Here is a 16341-nt window from a genome sequence, read left to right as displayed (position 1 = left end):
TCGTGCCGCTATTCCCTGCCAGTGCTGGGTGTAATTAAATTAATGATGCTTTATTGACAGCTTGGCTTGAGCCAATTGCTTTTTGTGAAACGCCCCCTCGCCATTATGCGCGAGGGCACGAATTTTCAGCACAACGCGTGTTTTCTGCCGCGCATGGCTGAGTCGCAGCGCGTGCCATGCTGCGCAACGCTTGGAAGGGAGAGGTTGGCGATTCGACGAAAGAGCTAACGCCTCAACCCTGCGCCTAGAGAACGGTCACGATGACGCCGATGATGTCCTGCGTGATCCCTTTGAAAATCGGCGTAAACGTAAGGGTTTTGGTCCCATTGCCATCATCGAACTCCAGCGTTTCGCTTTCACGATGGCGGAAACACTCGGCCACTTTGGGCACCAGATGGGGCATCCCATTCGCGTCCACGCAGGCGCTGACATGGGTGCCACTCTGTGGCAATTCCGAAAGGCCAAAATAGCGGATCGCTGCGTCCGAGCCGTGCCGGATTTGCAAAGCGGGGTCGACCACCAATGTCGGGTAGGGGGTCGCCTCCAGGATGGCGGCCAACTCAATAGAGAGCTGCTGCAACTCGGTGGAGTTGATCTGCATCTCTTCATTGACGGTGATCAGTTCTTCGTTGGTGGCCTGCAACTCTTCGTTGGAGGTCTCCAATTCCTCATTGGTGGCCTGCAGTTCCTCGTTGGTGGCCTGCATTTCCTCGTTGACCGATTGCAGCTCCTCGTTCGAGGTCTGCAGCTCTTCGATCGTTTGTTGCAATGCTTCGCGGGTCGAGGCGATTTCATCCTCGATTTGGCGCACATAGACCATCCGGTCGCGGTTGGTCATGTCCTCAGAGGTTAGATTTCGCGGCTGTGCTTCGCGCTTTTCGACCGAGAACAGGACGTGGTCCTCTCCGTCACCATCCATCAACAGGGGGTAGCAGGTCAGCCGCAGTTGATCGAAATCGGGTCCCTTGATGTTGTACCAACGACCAGAACGCGCGGTTTGGCTGCGCAGGCACAGGGTGATGAGGCTGCCGGCTTCCGGGCGCAGATCGGATTTGAGGATCTTGGTCGAAAGCCTCAGTAAGGCGCTGTTTTCATTCAGTTCGGTGACGTCGGAAATATCACCGATGATGCGAATGATGACATTATCGCGGGTGGCGATAAATCCGTTTGGAGCCAAAATCCGGATCAGGGTTTCGAACATATCGAACGTCTGGGTATTCGATGAGTTGCGGGTTTGTGTCTGCGTGCCGCGATGCAGGGTCGTCAGCGGCAGGAAATTCGCCGTCGCCTGAACGCTTTGGCGCAGCCCGCGTTTGGAATAGATCTTGTCGGGTAGGGACTGGGTTTCAAAATGCCCATGCATGGCCCCCACGGTCTCGGACGACCCAAGAAACAGCTTGCCATTGGGCACCAAGGCATAGGCCATCCGCGACAGGACTTTTTCCTGCAGCGAGGAGCCAAAATAGATCAGCAGATTGCGCAGGCTGATCATATCCATGTTGATGAAGGGCGGGTCCTGAATGATGTTGTGCCGGGAAAACAGCACCACCGCGCGCAGGTGTTTGTCGACTTCCAGCGTGTCGCCACTGATGTGCAGATAGTCATCCACATAGTGGCGTGGCACGTCATTGGCAGCAGAGAGCGGGTAAACCCCGCGGCGTGCCACCTCCAGTGCTTGGGTGTCGATGTCGGTTGCAAATATCTGGATGCGCTCTTTGCGGATCGCTTCCAACCCGCCCATAGCCTCTGCAAAGAGAATGGCGAGGGAATAGGCTTCTTCGCCGGTGGCACTGCCTGCGACCCACACCCGGAGCTGACGATCCTGATTTTCGTTAACCATGGTCTGGATGACCTTGGTGAGCTGGTTGAACTGGGATTGATCGCGGAAAAAGCGCGTGACCGAGATCATCATGTCTTTATAGAGCGCATCCACCTCTGATGGTGTCTCACGACAGAATTCTACGTAATCGTCATAGACGTCGATATCCTGCGCAACCATTCTGCGGGCAATGCGCCGGTTGATGGTGGTTTCCTTATATTCACGAAAGTCCACCCCGGTCCGCGCCAGAAGAATATGATAGAGATCGAGCAGCTTGCTGGGATTGCCGGTAAAGCTCTTGAGTTCTGCAAAATCACGCGGGCTCGCCAAAATCCCGGTGAGCTGCTGCCCGATCATATCCGGTGACATGGTCAGATCGATGCAACCGGTGTGAATGGCCGAAGACGGCATGCCCTCGTATTTCGCGGTGCCGGCCTCTTGGGCAATGGTCACGCCGCCCGCTTCGCGAATGGCGCGGATGCCGTAGCTGCCATCGCTGCCAGTGCCAGACAGGACAATCCCCACGCAACGCTCGCCGCATTCATCCGCGAGGCTTTTGAACAGACGATCGGCCAGTGGTTTGGGCGTGCCGGGGTGGCCGCTGGGTTCTCGCAGGCCAATTTTTCCGTTGTCCATGATGACATCGAAATTGGGCGGCGCGATGTAGATGGTGTCGGGCTGTGGGGTGAGGTCTTCGTTCTTCAGTTCGATGACCGGCAGTTCGGTCTCGCGCCCGATCAGCGACCACAACAGGCTCTTGTGAGTGGGCGACATATGCTGCGCCACCACATAGCTGGCATTGGCCTTCGCGGGGAGATTCTTCACCAGCGACGTGGTTGCTTCCAAGCCACCTGCGGATGCCGCTATTCCAATGATCACTGGCAGCTCTGCCTTGGCCATACGCCTCTCTCCTGAACTTGGCATTGCGAAGTAACGATGCCACGGGCTGACAGTATGACGCTGTCATGGGAATTGCTATCCGCTTTGGGGTCTTCTCAGGGTTGTTTCAGATTATTTAACGATATTCCAGAGTTGAGGCGTCATCGCCTGCGGTCAGATGCAGGCGATGACGCGGCATCTTTTAAGCTTAAAGCTTTTCCCTTGCGTCACTGGCGATGGCGCAATACCGTCTGGCCCATGCAGCCCTCCGAGAGGGCCGCCCGCATATTGCACGAGAGGTCCATCATGAGCGATTCAGCCTATAATCCCGGACAAGAGGGGGCAAAGATGGGCTTTGCCGATGCGATGTCTTATGGCGATTACCTGCATCTGGATGCGCTTCTGGATCAGCAGCATTGCAAGAGCGATGCCCATGACGAGATGCTCTTTATCATCCAGCACCAGACCAGCGAATTGTGGATGAAGCTTGCGCTGCATGAATTGCAAGCCGCCCGCACCGCCCTGCAACAGGGCCAGACCGCCGAAATGTTCAAGATGCTCGCCCGTGTGAGCCGGATCTTTGAACAGTTGAACAGCGCCTGGGACGTTCTGCGCACCATGACCCCGGCGGATTACACCCGCTTTCGCGAGGCTTTGGGGCCATCCTCGGGCTTCCAGTCCCATCAATACCGGCTGATTGAATATGTGTTGGGCAATCGCAACCCGAACATGCTGCGCCCGCATGAACATGTGCCAGAGGTCCACGCGATGTTGAGCGCAGAACTGGCCCGCCCCAGTTTCTATGATGAGGTAAATCGCTACCTGTTCCAGACCGTGGATGGCCACACCAATCATCTGCCCGCGCCGGTGCTGGATGCGCCGCATGCCCTTGATGACGATATTCAGGCGCGCTGGCTCAAAGTGTATAATGACATCGACACCTATTGGACGCTCTACGAGCTGGCCGAAAAGCTAGTGGATCTTGAGGACTATTTCCGCCGCTGGCGTTTCAACCATGTGACCACGGTGGAACGTGTGATCGGTTTTAAACGCGGCACCGGCGGCACGTCCGGTGTGCAATATCTGCGCCGCATGCTGAGCGTTGAGCTCTTCCCCGAACTTTGGACCCTGAGAGGCGATCTCTGACATGACCAACCTGCCCAAAAAACACCTCTTCGACATCCCAGAGGGCATGATCTACCTCGACGGAAACTCACTCGGCCCCCTGCCCAAGGGCGCAGCGGAGCGGGCTGTCAAAACCCTCACGCAGGAATGGGGCACCCAGCTCATTAAGGCGTGGAATACAGCTGACTGGATGGCCCTGCCGCAAAAAGTGGGCGACCGGATTGCAGGCTTTATCGGGGCCGCACCGGGCAGCGTGGCCACAGGCGATACGCTCTCGATCAAAGTCTATCAGGCTCTTGCGGCGGCGCTGAAAATGCGTCCCGAACGCCCGGTGATCCTGTCGGACACTGGCAACTTTCCGACCGACCTCTATATGGCGCAGGGGCTGATTTCGACCATCGGCAAGGATTATGAGCTGCGCACCGTCGCCCCCGAAGAGGTCGCCGATGCGATCACTGACGATGTGGCTGTGGTGATGCTGACGGAGGTGGATTATCGTTCCGGCCGCCGCCACGACATGGTGGATATCACGGCGCGCGCGCATCAAAACGGTGCGGTGATGATCTGGGATCTGGCCCATAGCGCGGGCGCTTTGCCGGTGGATCTGACGGCCTGTAATGCAGAGTTCGCGGTGGGCTGTACCTACAAGTATTTCAACGGCGGTCCCGGCGCGCCTGCCTTTATCTATGCCCGCCCCGACATCGTTCTGGAGGTGGAGCCTGCGCTCTCGGGCTGGCTTGGTCATGACGCACCCTTTGCGATGGAACCCGACTACCGTCCCGCCATGACAACCGAGCGCCTGCGCGTTGGCACGCCTCCCATTGTGCAACTGTCGATTCTCGACACCGCATTGGATGTCTGGGAGGGGGTCTCCATGGAGGAAATCCGCGGCGCGTCTGTGGCGCTTTGCGAGACCTTCATCTCAGAAGTCGAGGCCCGTTGCCCGGATCTGACCCTTGCCTCCCCGCGCGATGCAGATGTGCGCGGCTCGCAAGTGTCCTTTGCTTTTGCGGACGGCTACGCGGTGGTGCAGGCGCTGATTGATCGTGGCGTGATCGGTGATTTCCGCGCGCCCAACATTATGCGCTTTGGTTTCACGCCGCTCTATCTGGATCAGGCGGATGTCGTGCGCGCCGCAGAGATCCTTGAGGACGTGATGAAGAGCGAGAGCTGGAAAGACCCCAAATACCAAGTGCGCTCGCGGGTGACGTAAATCCGGCGCGCGCCCGGCTGCGGTCTCGACGAGGGGCAGCCGGGCACCTCAGCACAGAACGATTATGGCGGTCCCCGCGACCGCAAGCCCTGCACCGATGATGGCGGTCGGGTGTGGTCTTGTTCCGTCCTTGAGCCAGAGAATAGGCAGTACCAGCACGGGCGATAGTGACCCCAGCACCGCAGCAACGCCTGCGTCGAAATTGGCAAACGCATAAAGCAGCAGGGTTGATGATACGCCATACCCGATAAAGCCCGGCAAGATCGTGCGCCCCAGCAGGGCCGGCGTCATGTCTGGATGTGCCGCGTGCCTGCGTCTTGGCCAGAGTGCGACAATTGAGATCACGAACGCAGCCCCCAGCAGCCGGATCGCAGAGGCCGCAAGCATCGCCGGTTTCATTACCAGAAAGCCGAACCCCTGACAGGCTGTCGCTGCGAGACCCAGCACTACGACCGTCCAGAGGGTTCCGTCTATTGCCTCTGTGGCGGCCCTCTCCTTGCCGCCGAACCCCACCGCAAGTCCCACACCGCAGAGTGTGAATCCCGCTCCGAGCAGATCTGCAGCGCTCGGGGTTTCACCGAGCCAGATAAGGGCCATCCCCGCAACAAGGGGCGCTTTGAGGGACAGCAACAGCTTGGTGCGTCTTGGTCCCCCTCTGCGCAGACATTCGATCATTGCCAGATTGCCTAGGACGATGCCGATACAGATGCTCATGCCAAAGACGGGCCAATACGCCCATGCAACAGTGCTCCAATACCCCAGTCCGCTGCACAGACCAGCGAGAATGGCGGAGCAGGCGATCAGCTGAATGCGGGTGAACTCAAACGCGCCCAGTTGGTGGGCTGGACCATGCGCCAATACGACGCCGGTCGCCCAGCCAGCCGATGCGCCCAAGGCTGCGAGAATGGGAAGGAGGATCATGACAGGACTCCAGTTGGGCGCTACTATTTTAGTAGCATTGGTTCACTACATAAATTGTAGCAATGATTCGAAGGAAGGGACGTGTCATGTCAGCAGGGGTACCCAAACCCGGCAGCCCCGTTCGGGGGTCAAAAACCGGCAAGCCCATCATGGCTCTTTTTGACCTGATGGGACGCAGCTGGGCGCTGGGGATTATTTGGCAATTGTCGTCCGGACCAATGACATTTCGTCAGCTTCAGGATCGCTGCGAACAGGTTTCGCCAACGGTGTTGAACAAGAGAATCAAGGAGTTGTCTCAGAGCGGTTTGGTCACGCGCGATGATGCAGGCTATGGCCTGACGGCTATGGGAAAGGACTTGTATCAGCTGCTGCACCCATTTGGCGCATGGTCTGAGGCTTGGGCAAGGGCGTTGTCAGCGCAACAGCAAGAGAGGTGATTGCGGACCATAGAGATGTGGAAATGCTGAGGGCATGCTGCAGGCAGGGTGGCCCTCCCGCCCCCGCGCAGACCCTTGCTGACGCAAGTCTCCCCTTGGGGTCCGGCGCCACGCCCAACGGGAGCCCACCCGAGCCGATGTTATGCATTGCCGGTGATAAGGGCAGCCAGTGGTCAGCCTAAGCGTTCCAGTAGGTAGATATCCATGATCCAGCCATGTTCCGCGCGGGCACGGGCGCGGGTGGCGAGGATCTCTTCCTGCACCTCAGACAACCGCCCCGCGATATTGATCTCATTGGCCATACCCGCATAGGCGGACCAGTGGATCATCACGCGTTCGGGAGCCGCAATGCTCTGAAAGGAACATTCGCCATCCAGCATAATCACCAGCGTGTCGCAGCCCATAGGCCAGCCCGTATCACGCAGGCGGCGACCTGTGGTGATCTGCACCGGGGCGCCGATGTGATTGAGCGGTACGCCATGCGCGGCTGTCAGCGCTTGAATTGAGGTGATGCCGGGGATCACTCGCATCTGCATTTCCATCCGCGTCTTCAGGCGCTCGGCGATACGCATGGTGCTGTCATAGAGCGATGGATCGCCCCAGACCAGAAACCCTGCCTGCCCGCCCTCGGGCAGATGTGCCGCCAGCGTAGCCTGCCAGACCTCCGCGATAGCATCGTGCCAGTTGTCCACGCGCTGGCGATAGTCTGCTGTGGCCGGATCGCGCACGGGCAGGTCAAACTCAACAATCTTAGGCGGATGCGCCACCCCGGTCAGCACCTCTGCACAGATTGCTTGCCTCAGGCCTGCAAGATCGTCTTTGCCAGCGCCCTTATGGGGGATCAGAATCAGATCCTGCGCGCGGATCGCCTCGACTGCCTCCTGCGTCAGATGCTTGGGGTTGCCGGTGCCGATCCCGATCAGGCAAAGCTGGAGCATGGGCGCTCTCCGTTCGTTCTAGTGGTCTGACCGCAATGGGGGCCTCTGGGAGAGAGGTCAAGAGGGCAGGGTTACCGACCGCCGACCCAGAGTGTCGCCTCGACCGGGACGCCATCGACCGCGACAATGCCGTGGCTGTTGGAGTTGAGCGAGACTTTGACCTCTGCGCCGCCTTCGGGAAGGGCAGGGATATGCATCCATGCGCCATAGAGCCGCGCAATTTTCTCATCGTTTACATAGACATGGGCGTGGCCCTCGCCGAGCTGATCCGCGCCTGAGGCATGTTCTGGGGCAAAGCGGAAATTTTGCGTTTCCACCTGCAAATTCCAACCTGACATTGCATCGGGCGTAACGCTGATTTCGACCCTTGGGGCGTCGTCACCCGCGGGAGTGTTCACCATGGCAGAGTGATCGTGCGCCATCATCCCGGTGGCGTCGCCATGATGCGCGGGATTACTATGGTCGTGACCTTCAAAGGCCACACCATTTCCGGCAGCGGTAACAAAACCGATACCACCCCCAAAAACAAGGCCAATGGCAAAAAGCGCAAGCGAACGGGACATGTGATCTCAATATGTTAGAGGGACTCTCGTGAGAACGGCGAAGGGGCCGCCCTGTGTTAAAACCCCCGCCGCGACATCTGTTGCAGCGGCGGGGGCATAAAGGCGTCAGCTTATGCGGTGGCCTCTGCGTGTGCGGTCTCCGACTGCCAGAAATAGGCACAGAACGCCCCAAGCAAGACCCATGCCGCCATGCCAATCCCAAAGGCGCGTGCTGCAAAAAGCGCCCCAATTTCAGTGGGCACCGGACCGGTAAAGCTATCAGGCTCTGGCGCGCCAATCACATGCGGAGCCATCAGCAACAATGCGGCGATCACATAAGCCACCAGATTGCCGCCGAAGGCGATCAGCCACATGGCAACCCCTGCACTGGCGACGGTGGCGACCCACCAGACCTGCCGCGCGCCCACATCTGCGGCAGCGACGCCGGGTACTTCTGGCGCCAGTGTCAGACCGGGAGCGAAGTGAAACGTGACAAAGCCCGCAAGCCCCCAGATGATTCCATGCCGGGCGGTGATCTCATGGCCCTGCCGCTCGGCCTGAGACATCAAGGCCACCATCACCAGCGCATAGCCAGTGTAGGTCAGCATGGTGAACAGAATGCTGAGCAGATTGCGCATCGGTTCATCAAACAGGCCGGGCAAATCGGGGCGGGCGGAAACGGCCTCACCGCCAAAATGCACCAGCTCGCCGGATTCATATAGCTCCGCATGCAACAGCACAGGTTGCACGAAGAAAAGCTGCAGAAGGGCGGCAATCAGCCCCGCTGCAGCACCAGCGAACAGCGCGCTGGTCAGGATGCGTCCAAACATCTGCTTAGTGGCAGGGGAAGCCGGTGGCGTGGCGCACGTCATGCGCCGCATCATGCAGGGTCGAGGCCTGCACATGGCCCGTCACGGTGATGATCCCCAGCCCCAGAACCACGGCAAAGAGCACCGGGATGATGCTGCCGGCAGAGGCGGTCGATTTGATCGTCTTGGTCGTCATTATTCGTCCTCCGTACCGTCACACCCGACGGCACATTAACTGTCCTCGTTTGATACGGCCGGTCTCCTGACTTGCGGGTCGCGGCGATCATTCTCCTTCCCGGCGCGGGGCCAGTGGATGCTGAATGTCGCTCTCCGCTCACAGTCGCGGGGGCGGTTGAGGCTCGGGCGCCGCGATTGGGTCCGCCGTTCCTCATTCCCGTTTCAGTCCCGGCGCTGAGCGCTCTGGGACACCGTATAGCGGTGATATTGCGGTGTCGGGGTCTGATCGGTCAAGCATGAAACCGCCTTTGCGGCGCGCGTTCCCGTCATCTAGCCCTGCGATTGAGCGGGTGGCGTTGCGGTCTGGCTTACGGCCGCAGGGATGCGTGCGATCGCCTTGAAACGCAGATCGCCCAATGGGCGCGCATCGCTCAGCGTGCCGTCGGCGCTGGCGTCATAGAGCCGCAAAAAGGTGATGATATCTGGTAGGTCCGCCGTGGTGATCTCGCCAAAGAGATAAGCGGTCTTGCCGCTTTGGCGCACGGCGAGGGTCTGCGGACGGGCACAGCCTGACATGCAATCAACCTCCTGCACCTCTGCCACAAGCCCCGCCGTGCGCAGCGCCGCCGCCAGTTGGTCGGGCAGCGTAGGGTCTGCGTCGCGGCAGGTACGGCAGAGCGAGATCATGGGCTGTGTCATGCCGGGGCGGGGGCGTCTTCTTCTGCCAGTGGCCCATATAGGATCAGCACCGGCGCAGGCGATGTGATCGCCTCCAACAGCTCGGGCAGGGTGGCCACCGTCACCCGGTGCAGCTCTTGCGCGGGCGTCGAGACCCCAAGCGCCACCAGCGCAGGCGTGTCCTGCGGCAGGCCGGCCCCCAACAAAAGGGACAGCAGCGCCGCAAAGGTGCGCTTGCCCATATAGACCACGGTGGTTGCCTCGGGGTCGGCAAGGGCCGCAAGGTTCATGTGATCGGGCAGGCCGCCTGTCACGTCATGGCCGGTGATGAACTGCAGCCGGCGCGCGGTCAGCCGCCGGGTCAGCGGAATTCCCGCAGCGGCGGCGGCGGCAGAGGCTGCGGTGACGCCGGGGATGATCTCATATTTGATGCCAGCAGTGCGCAGTGCGATCATCTCTTCCTCAAGGCGGCCAAATACGCCGGAATCCCCGGATTTCAGCCGCACCACATGGGCCCCGGATTGGGCATAATCCACCAGAAGCTGGCTCACGTGGTCCTGCTTGGGCGAGGGGCGACCTGCGCGTTTGCCCACGCCCACCAGATCCGCATCCTCGCGCGCATGCGACAAGATCGGGCCTGAGGACAGGTCGTCAAACAACACCGCATCCGCCGCCTCCAGACGTTTCACGGCCTTTACCGTCAGCAGGTCCGGATCACCCGGCCCGGAGGAGACAAAGCTGACAAATCCGCTCATGCGTGCTCTCCGGTGATCAGGTGGAAAAAGGTTCCGGTGACATGGCCCTTGATCGATCCGGTTTCGGGGACCGGATTGCCGTCAGCGTCCATGACACGCGCCAGCGGTGCGTCGGGCTCATCCAGAATGGTCGAGTAATGGAACTCATGCCCGCGCAAATAGGCACCGCTGCCAAAGCCCGGCATCGGCGCTTGCAACTCCGCACGGCGATAGCCGAGGTGGAATTTGCGCTTCTCGTATGATGTGACCAGCCCCAAGAGCCCCGCCATCTGGTGCCGGGTGCCGTCTTTGTCGATTAGGGCCTCCCCCAGCGCCATATAGCCGCCGCACTCGCCATGCACGGGTTTGGTCTCAGCATGTCTTGTCATGCCTTTGCGCCAGTTTTCGGCAGCGGCAAGCGTGGCACCATGCAGCTCCGGGTAGCCGCCGGGTAGCCAGACCAGATCGGCGTCAGTGGCGGGGGCTTCATCCTTCAGGGGCGAAAACGGCAGGATCTCGGCCCCGGCGGCACGCCAGCCTTCCAAGAGATGCGGGTAGGTAAAGGAAAACGCCGCATCGCGCGCCAATGCGATGCGCTGCGCAGGCGGGCGAGGCAGGGCGCGCGGCGTAGGTGCAGCAGCGGTGCTGGCCACCGTACGGATCGCGTCGAGATCGACGTTTTCGCGCAAAAAGGCGGCATAGCCCGCAATCGCGGCCTCAAGGTCCGGGTGCTCCACCGCCTGAATAAGGCCAAGGTGGCGTTCGGGCAGGGTCAGATCCCCGCGCCGGGGCAGGGAGCCAAGCACCTTGACGCCTGCGCGCTCCATCCCGAGCCGGGTGAGCCGCTCGTGCCGGGGGCTGGCCACCCGGTTCAGGATCACGCCCGCAAAGGGCAGATCGGGGTTGTACATCTTGAACCCCAGCGCGGTGGCGGCGGCGGATTGTGCCTGTCCGCCCACGTCGATCACCAGCACCACCGGCCAGCCCATTCTGAGCGCGGTCTCTGCCGAGGAGCCAAATCCCGACTGGCCGCGCGTGGCGACCCCGTCAAAGAGGCCCATCGACCCCTCGCCGACGCAGATATCAGCGCCTTGGGCTTGGGTGGTGACAGCATCGAGCAGCGTGTCGTCCATCGCCCATGTGTCAAGGTTGAAGGACGCCCGCCCGGCGGCGGCAAAGTGAAACGCAGGGTCGATATAATCCGGTCCGCTCTTGAAGGGCTGCACGGTCAGCCCATCGTCCTTGAGCGCGCGCAGCAGCCCCAGCATGACGGTGGTCTTGCCGGTGCCGGAGGAGGGCGCGGAGATCATCAGGCCTTTGGGGAAATGGGTCATATGTGCCAGTCCTCATTCGCTCGTGTCGCTTGCGCCTCCACCGAGGCTCGGGCGCTGACCTTGGTGTGCCACATCACGCGATCAGTCATCCCCTTCGCTCCATTCCGACCAAGGGCTGTCGGCACTTTGCGGACGATAGCGGCGGTCATAGTCCGCGCCATAAAGGCAGCTCTCGGCGAAATCCTCTGCGCCTAAGGCATGGCCCACGAGGATCAGCGCAGTGCGCCCGCGCGCGCCCTCGGTTGCCTCGATTATGGACCCAAGCGTTGCCTTGACGATCTTCTGATCCGGCCAACTGGCGCGCCACACGATCGCCACTGGGCACTCCGCGCCATAGGCGGGCGTGAGCCGTGCCACCACATCGTCCAACACATGCACCGACAGGTGGATCGCAAGCGTTGCGCCGGTTGCGGCGAAATTCTCCAGCGTCTCGCCTTCGGGCATCGCCGAGGCGCGCCCCGAGGTGCGCGTGAGCACCAGCGATTGTGCCACGCCGGGCAGGGTGAGTTCGGTCCCCAGCGCCGCCGCACCAGCCGCAAAGGCAGGCACACCGGGGGTGATGTCATAAGCAATATTCAGATCGCGCAGGCGGCGCAGCTGTTCGCCCATGGCAGACCAGACCGACAGATCCCCGGAATGAAGCCGCGCGATATCGTGTCCGGCGGCGTGGGCATCGGCGATCTCTGCCATGATCTCATCCAGCGACAGGGGCGCGGTATTGATGATCCTGGCCCCCTCAGGGCAATGGCTGAGCAGTGCTTCGGGCACCAGAGAGCCAGCATAAAGGCACACCGGACAGGCCGCGATCAGGTCACGCCCGCGCAGGGTAATCAGGTCGGCGGCACCCGGTCCGGCACCAATGAAATGAACGGTCATCTCTCTATCATCTCCGCAAGCGCCACGGTGGCAAGCCCGTCCGTGGTCACACATCGTCTCTGGATCAGCCGCGCGCCTGCGCCCGCTGCCACAAGGGCGCAGGCTTCGGCCACCGATCCGGTGTTGAACCGCGCATGGATACGCGGCGAAAGGGTGGGGGTCGCGACTCCGGCGATCCGGCCCTCGTCAAGGGTCTCGACCGTGAGGTTTTGTGCCAGCGCAAAGGCGCGAAACACGGGGCTGTCGGCCTTGGAGCGCAGGGTTGCCACCCGGTCAGGGCGCGTGTGCAGCGCAGTGTAAGCCTCCGCGAGGCTTGCCTCGGTGGCGCGGTTGGAAAAGCCAAAACCTGCGACCATCATCGGGTGACGCTCCATTGGATCACGGGACGGGCACGTTCCCAGCTGCGCATGGAACCCAAAGACCCAGCTTCGGCGATCTCCGCTTTGAGCAGATGACCGCCATGGGTGGCATGAGCCTGCATTAGCAGGGTCTCGGTTTCCAGCGTCACACCATTGGCAACAAGGCGCGTGCCTGCGGGCAGGATCTGCCAGAGGTGGTCAATGAGGGCCTGCGACCCTCCGCCGCCGATAAACACGCAATTGGGCGGGGGATGACCCTCCAGCACCTCCGGCGCGCGGCCCTCAAGGGCTGTCAGGCGATGCGAAAGGCCAAAAGCATCGGCATTGCGGCGAATATTTTCCAGCCGATCGGCGCGGGCCTCAAATGTGGTTGCCGTGGCCCCTCGGGCCGCAAGGCACCATTCCACCGAGACAGACCCCGATCCGCCGCCAATATCCCACAGATGTTCGCCCACGCGCGGTGCGAGGGCCGAGAGTGTCAGCGCACGGATGGGGCGTTTGGTGATCTGCCCGTCACTGGCAAAGAGTGCATCCTCAAGGCCGGATGCCTGCGGCAGGCCCGTGCCTGATGCCGTGAGTGCCGCCACCACGGGGGCGTCTATGTCGGTGAGGTCAAACCCTTGGGCGGTGGTCGTGCGGACGCGTTCCTTTGGTCCGCCAAGGCGCTCCAGCACGGTGATCTCGCTGGTGCCAAAGCCGATTTCGCATAGATAGGCGGCCAGTTCCGTCGCCGCCGCGCCATCGCGCAGGGTGCAGATCGCTTGGGTGCCACGGCCCAAAACCGGGCGCAGGCGCGCATAGGGCGCGGCATGCAGACCCAGACAGAGCGTGTCCTCCAGCTTCCACCCCAGCGCATTGGCGGCCAGCGCAAAGCAGGAGGGTGCCGGGTGGGACGTCCATTCGCAGCGGTCCAGATCGCGCAGCAGGCTGCCGCCTGCGCCGTGCCAGAAGGGATCGCCCGACGCCAAAACCACCGTCGCGCGACCGCGTGCGGCCAGCACCGGCGTGGTGGAAAAGGGCACCGGCCAGACCTGCCCACGTGCGCCTGCATCGACCAGTTCCAGATGACGCGGCCCGCCGATGATGATTTCTGCGGCCCGAAGTGCTGCACGGCTTGCATCCGACAGCCCTTCGGGGCCATTTTCCCCGAGCCCGATCAGGGTCAGCCACGGGCGCGCTCCGCCCTTTGTCAGAGGATCAGACATGACCAAGCTCCTGCTTCTGGGCGGCACCACCGAAGCCTCGCATCTGGCGGCGCATTTGGCGCAAGCCTGGGTTTCGGACGATCCGGTGGCCGGGCGTCAGGCGGTGTTTTCCTACGCAGGCCGCACCGCGCGCCCGGCAGAGCAGCCGTTGCCCTGCCGTGTCGGCGGGTTTGGGGGCGTGTCTGGATTGGTCGACTATCTGCGCCGCGAGGGGATCACCCATGTGGTCGATGCCACCCATCCCTTTGCCGCGCAGATGAGCGCCAATGCAGTACGGGCCTGCGCTGAGGCGGGGGTGGGTCTGGTGGCCTTTGAAAGGCCTGCGTGGCAGCCGCAGTCGGGCGATCACTGGATCCATGTGGTGGATATGGCAAGTGCCGTTGCCGCCCTGCCGGAGACGGGCGCGCGGGTGTTTCTGGCCATCGGCAAGCAACATGTGGCGGAATTCGCGGCAAAGCCCAAAAACCACTATCTGCTGCGGCTGGTGGATGCGCCGGAGGCACCGCTGTCTTTGCCCGATGCCAGCGCGGTTGTGGCGCGGGGACCGTTTGAGGCAGCTGGCGATGAGGCCCTGATGCGCCAGCACAAGATCACGCATATCGTGGCCAAAAATGCCGGTGGCGCAGGTGCCGAAGCCAAGCTGAGTGCCGCGCGCACGCTCTCCTTGCCGGTCGTGATGATCGACCGGCCCAAGGTGCCCGCACGCCCGGTGCGAGGCACTGTCGCGGAGGTGATGCGCTGGCTGGAGCACGGCGCTTAGGTGTCCTTGTCGGTCGGGGTCTGCCCGGTTTGATGACCAGGTTGATGACCGGGTGCAAAGCGCGGCGTATAGACATAAGGCCCCACGCGCCGCGTGTCGCGATTGCCGACGATCACCACGGTACGCATGTCGGCCATGTCTGGCCGGGCATCCTTCAGTGGTACGGTGAGGATCTCCTGCCCCGGTTTGGTAACATCACGAGCGAACGTAATAAGGGTTTCGGCGCCACAAGCCGCGCGCAGTACGTCCAGAGCGCGGGCAAACTGATGCGGGCGGGATTTGGAGCGCGGGTTGTAAAAGGCCATCGCCAAACCTGCCTCACCCACGAGCTGCAACCGGCGTTCGACCAGCTCCCATGGTTTCAGATTGTCGCTGAGGTTGATCGCCGCAAAATCATGGCCCAGAGGCGCGCCGATCGCCGCTGCGGCAGCCAGCATGGCGGTGATGCCGGGCAGCACCCGGATGTCCAGGTCGAGCCACGCGGGCTGCGCCTTGGACCCGTCTTCCAGTGCTTCAAACACCGCCGATGCCATGGCAAAAACCCCCGGATCGCCGGAGGAGACCACGACCACGCGTTTGCCCTCTGCCGCCATCTGCAGGGCCTGCGTGGCGCGGTCCACCTCAACCCGGTTGTCGCTGGCATGGAGCGTCAGGCCCGCGCGCGGCGCGATGCGCGCCACATAGGGGATATAGCCAACCACGTCTGTGGCCTCGGCCAGAACCTCCTGCACCTCGGGGATCACCATGCGTTCGTCACCGGGGCCAAGCCCCGCGATCACCACCCAGCCTTTTTGCGCATCGTTCATGGGCGACGTCCTTGCCCGTGCAGCAGCACGATGGAGAAATAGGGTACATCGCCGGTGATCTCGGTGAGCTTTTGCACTGTCTGGCTCGGCATGGTGCCGCGCTCCACCAGCCATGCGTCCTGAAGTCGGCCTGCAGCCTCAAGCGCGCGGCGCAGCTTGGGCAGGTTGCGGCCGATTTTCATGACCACCAGCGCGTCCGTCTCAGAGATGCGTTTGGTCAGCTCTTCTTCGGAGAGGGTTGCCATCGCCACGGTCAGAACATCATCGCCCCAGGTGATCGGCTGGCCAGTCGCGGTCCAACAGCCGGACATGCCGGTGATGCCGGGGATGATTTCCACCTCCGCGCGGCCTTCAAGGCGGGTGTGCAGATGCATGAACGACCCATAAAGGAAGGGATCGCCCTCGCAGAGCACCACCACCGTGTCCGTCGCCGCAATCTCGGCCAATGTGTCGGCCCATTGGTCATAAAACGCGGCCAATTGGCGGTTATACTCGGGGTCAGAGAAATGGATCTCGGTGGTGACCGGATATTCCATCGGGTATTCGGTGACGCCCTCGGGCAGGATGCCTTCGACGATGGCGCGGGCCTGCCCTGCGCGGCCTGCCTTGCGGAAATAGGCCACATGGGTCGCGCCTTGCAGCGCGCGCCAGCTTTTGACGCTCATCAGGTCCGGATCGCCGGGGCCGAGGCCTGCGCAGATGACTTTGCCGGTTTTGGGCGCGTTCATG

At 61.9% G+C, this 16341-nt stretch carries 18 protein-coding genes and 1 riboswitch; of the genes, 4 read left to right on the top strand and 14 right to left on the bottom strand.

Going from position 1 to position 16341, the window contains the following annotated elements:
• Window positions 1–244 precede the first annotated feature (244 nt).
• Window positions 245–2719 (bottom strand): CheR family methyltransferase, encoded by a 2475-nt coding sequence (locus tag UB90_RS02050; protein WP_065326410.1) that lies wholly within the window; start codon window positions 2717–2719, stop codon window positions 245–247.
• A 285-nt stretch (window positions 2720–3004) separates the two neighbouring features.
• Here UB90_RS02050 and UB90_RS02045 point away from each other — a divergent pair, with 285 nt between their 5' ends.
• Together UB90_RS02045 and kynU are read left to right on the top strand one after the other, a co-directional pair.
• Window positions 3005–3844 (top strand): tryptophan 2,3-dioxygenase, encoded by an 840-nt coding sequence (locus UB90_RS02045; protein ID WP_065326411.1) that lies wholly within the window; start codon window positions 3005–3007, stop codon window positions 3842–3844.
• A gap of 1 nt (window position 3845) precedes the next feature.
• Entirely contained in the window at window positions 3846–5036 is a 1191-nt protein-coding gene (kynU, locus tag UB90_RS02040; protein WP_065326412.1) for a kynureninase, read from the top strand.
• Between the two features lie 48 nt (window positions 5037–5084).
• Here kynU and UB90_RS02035 read toward each other — a convergent pair whose 3' ends face one another.
• On the bottom strand, window positions 5085–5957 hold the full coding sequence (locus UB90_RS02035) for a DMT family transporter (protein ID WP_065326413.1): 873 nt from the start codon (window positions 5955–5957) through the stop codon (window positions 5085–5087).
• A gap of 149 nt (window positions 5958–6106) precedes the next feature.
• Between UB90_RS02035 and UB90_RS02030 the strand changes: the two genes are divergently transcribed.
• On the top strand, window positions 6107–6394 hold the full coding sequence (locus UB90_RS02030; protein ID WP_211267728.1) for a winged helix-turn-helix transcriptional regulator: 288 nt from the start codon (window positions 6107–6109) through the stop codon (window positions 6392–6394).
• Window positions 6395–6567: 173 nt separating this feature from the next.
• On the opposite strand, the gene cobF is transcribed toward UB90_RS02030, so the two are convergent.
• From cobF to UB90_RS01985, 10 genes are all read right to left on the bottom strand, one after another.
• A complete protein-coding gene (gene cobF, locus UB90_RS02025; protein ID WP_065326414.1) occupies window positions 6568–7332 on the bottom strand; it encodes a precorrin-6A synthase (deacetylating) in 765 nt (254 codons plus the stop codon).
• Between the two features lie 71 nt (window positions 7333–7403).
• A complete protein-coding gene (locus UB90_RS02020; RefSeq protein ID WP_065326415.1) occupies window positions 7404–7895 on the bottom strand; it encodes a hypothetical protein in 492 nt (163 codons plus the stop codon).
• 110 nt (window positions 7896–8005) lie between these two features.
• Complete coding sequence (locus tag UB90_RS02015; protein ID WP_065326416.1) at window positions 8006–8704, bottom strand: CbtA family protein; 699 nt, start codon at window positions 8702–8704, stop codon at window positions 8006–8008.
• Window positions 8705–8708: 4 nt separating this feature from the next.
• Window positions 8709–8879: a CbtB domain-containing protein gene (locus tag UB90_RS22405; RefSeq protein ID WP_005625666.1), complete on the bottom strand. Its 171-nt coding sequence runs from the start codon at window positions 8877–8879 to the stop codon at window positions 8709–8711.
• A 39-nt stretch (window positions 8880–8918) separates the two neighbouring features.
• A riboswitch (cobalamin riboswitch) is annotated at window positions 8919–9129 on the bottom strand.
• A gap of 61 nt (window positions 9130–9190) precedes the next feature.
• On the bottom strand, window positions 9191–9559 hold the full coding sequence (locus tag UB90_RS02010; RefSeq protein WP_065326417.1) for a DUF1636 family protein: 369 nt from the start codon (window positions 9557–9559) through the stop codon (window positions 9191–9193).
• Window positions 9556–10293 carry a uroporphyrinogen-III C-methyltransferase gene (gene cobA, locus UB90_RS02005; RefSeq protein ID WP_065326418.1) on the bottom strand — a complete coding sequence of 246 codons (738 nt, stop codon included), beginning with the start codon at window positions 10291–10293 and terminating at the stop codon, window positions 9556–9558. Before cobA ends, UB90_RS02010 begins: the two co-directional genes overlap by 4 nt.
• Entirely contained in the window at window positions 10290–11606 is a 1317-nt protein-coding gene (locus UB90_RS02000; RefSeq protein WP_110613660.1) for a cobyrinate a,c-diamide synthase, read from the bottom strand. The genes cobA and UB90_RS02000 overlap by 4 nt, the downstream gene beginning before the upstream one ends.
• An 81-nt stretch (window positions 11607–11687) precedes the next feature.
• A complete protein-coding gene (cobM, locus tag UB90_RS01995) occupies window positions 11688–12482 on the bottom strand; it encodes a precorrin-4 C(11)-methyltransferase (RefSeq protein WP_065326420.1) in 795 nt (264 codons plus the stop codon).
• Window positions 12479–12841, bottom strand: coding sequence for a cobalamin biosynthesis protein (locus tag UB90_RS01990; protein WP_065326421.1), 363 nt, complete (start codon window positions 12839–12841; stop codon window positions 12479–12481). Before UB90_RS01990 ends, cobM begins: the two co-directional genes overlap by 4 nt.
• The gene (locus UB90_RS01985) at window positions 12838–14046 is read right to left on the bottom strand and encodes a bifunctional cobalt-precorrin-7 (C(5))-methyltransferase/cobalt-precorrin-6B (C(15))-methyltransferase (protein ID WP_065326422.1); all 1209 of its coding nucleotides are present in this window, start codon (window positions 14044–14046) and stop codon (window positions 12838–12840) included. Before UB90_RS01985 ends, UB90_RS01990 begins: the two co-directional genes overlap by 4 nt.
• Between UB90_RS01985 and UB90_RS01980 the strand changes: the two genes are divergently transcribed.
• Window positions 14045–14806, top strand: a complete 762-nt coding sequence (locus UB90_RS01980; protein ID WP_065326423.1) for a cobalt-precorrin-6A reductase — start codon at window positions 14045–14047, stop codon at window positions 14804–14806. The two genes, UB90_RS01985 and UB90_RS01980, sit on opposite strands and share 2 nt — an antisense overlap.
• On the opposite strand, the gene cobJ is transcribed toward UB90_RS01980, so the two are convergent.
• Both cobJ and UB90_RS01970 read right to left on the bottom strand, forming a co-directional pair.
• Window positions 14803–15612 carry a precorrin-3B C(17)-methyltransferase gene (gene cobJ / locus UB90_RS01975; RefSeq protein ID WP_065326424.1) on the bottom strand — a complete coding sequence of 270 codons (810 nt, stop codon included), beginning with the start codon at window positions 15610–15612 and terminating at the stop codon, window positions 14803–14805. The genes UB90_RS01980 and cobJ overlap by 4 nt on opposite strands.
• Complete coding sequence (locus tag UB90_RS01970; protein WP_406707416.1) at window positions 15609–16340, bottom strand: precorrin-2 C(20)-methyltransferase; 732 nt, start codon at window positions 16338–16340, stop codon at window positions 15609–15611. Before UB90_RS01970 ends, cobJ begins: the two co-directional genes overlap by 4 nt.
• Window position 16341 lies beyond the last annotated feature (1 nt).

Origin of the sequence: Tritonibacter mobilis (assembly GCF_001681715.1) — a bacterium.
Lineage (GTDB): Bacteria > Pseudomonadota > Alphaproteobacteria > Rhodobacterales > Rhodobacteraceae > Epibacterium > Epibacterium mobile.
The sequence above is the reverse complement of the archived record's forward strand: the minus strand, read 5'-3'. Positions and strand labels throughout refer to the sequence as shown.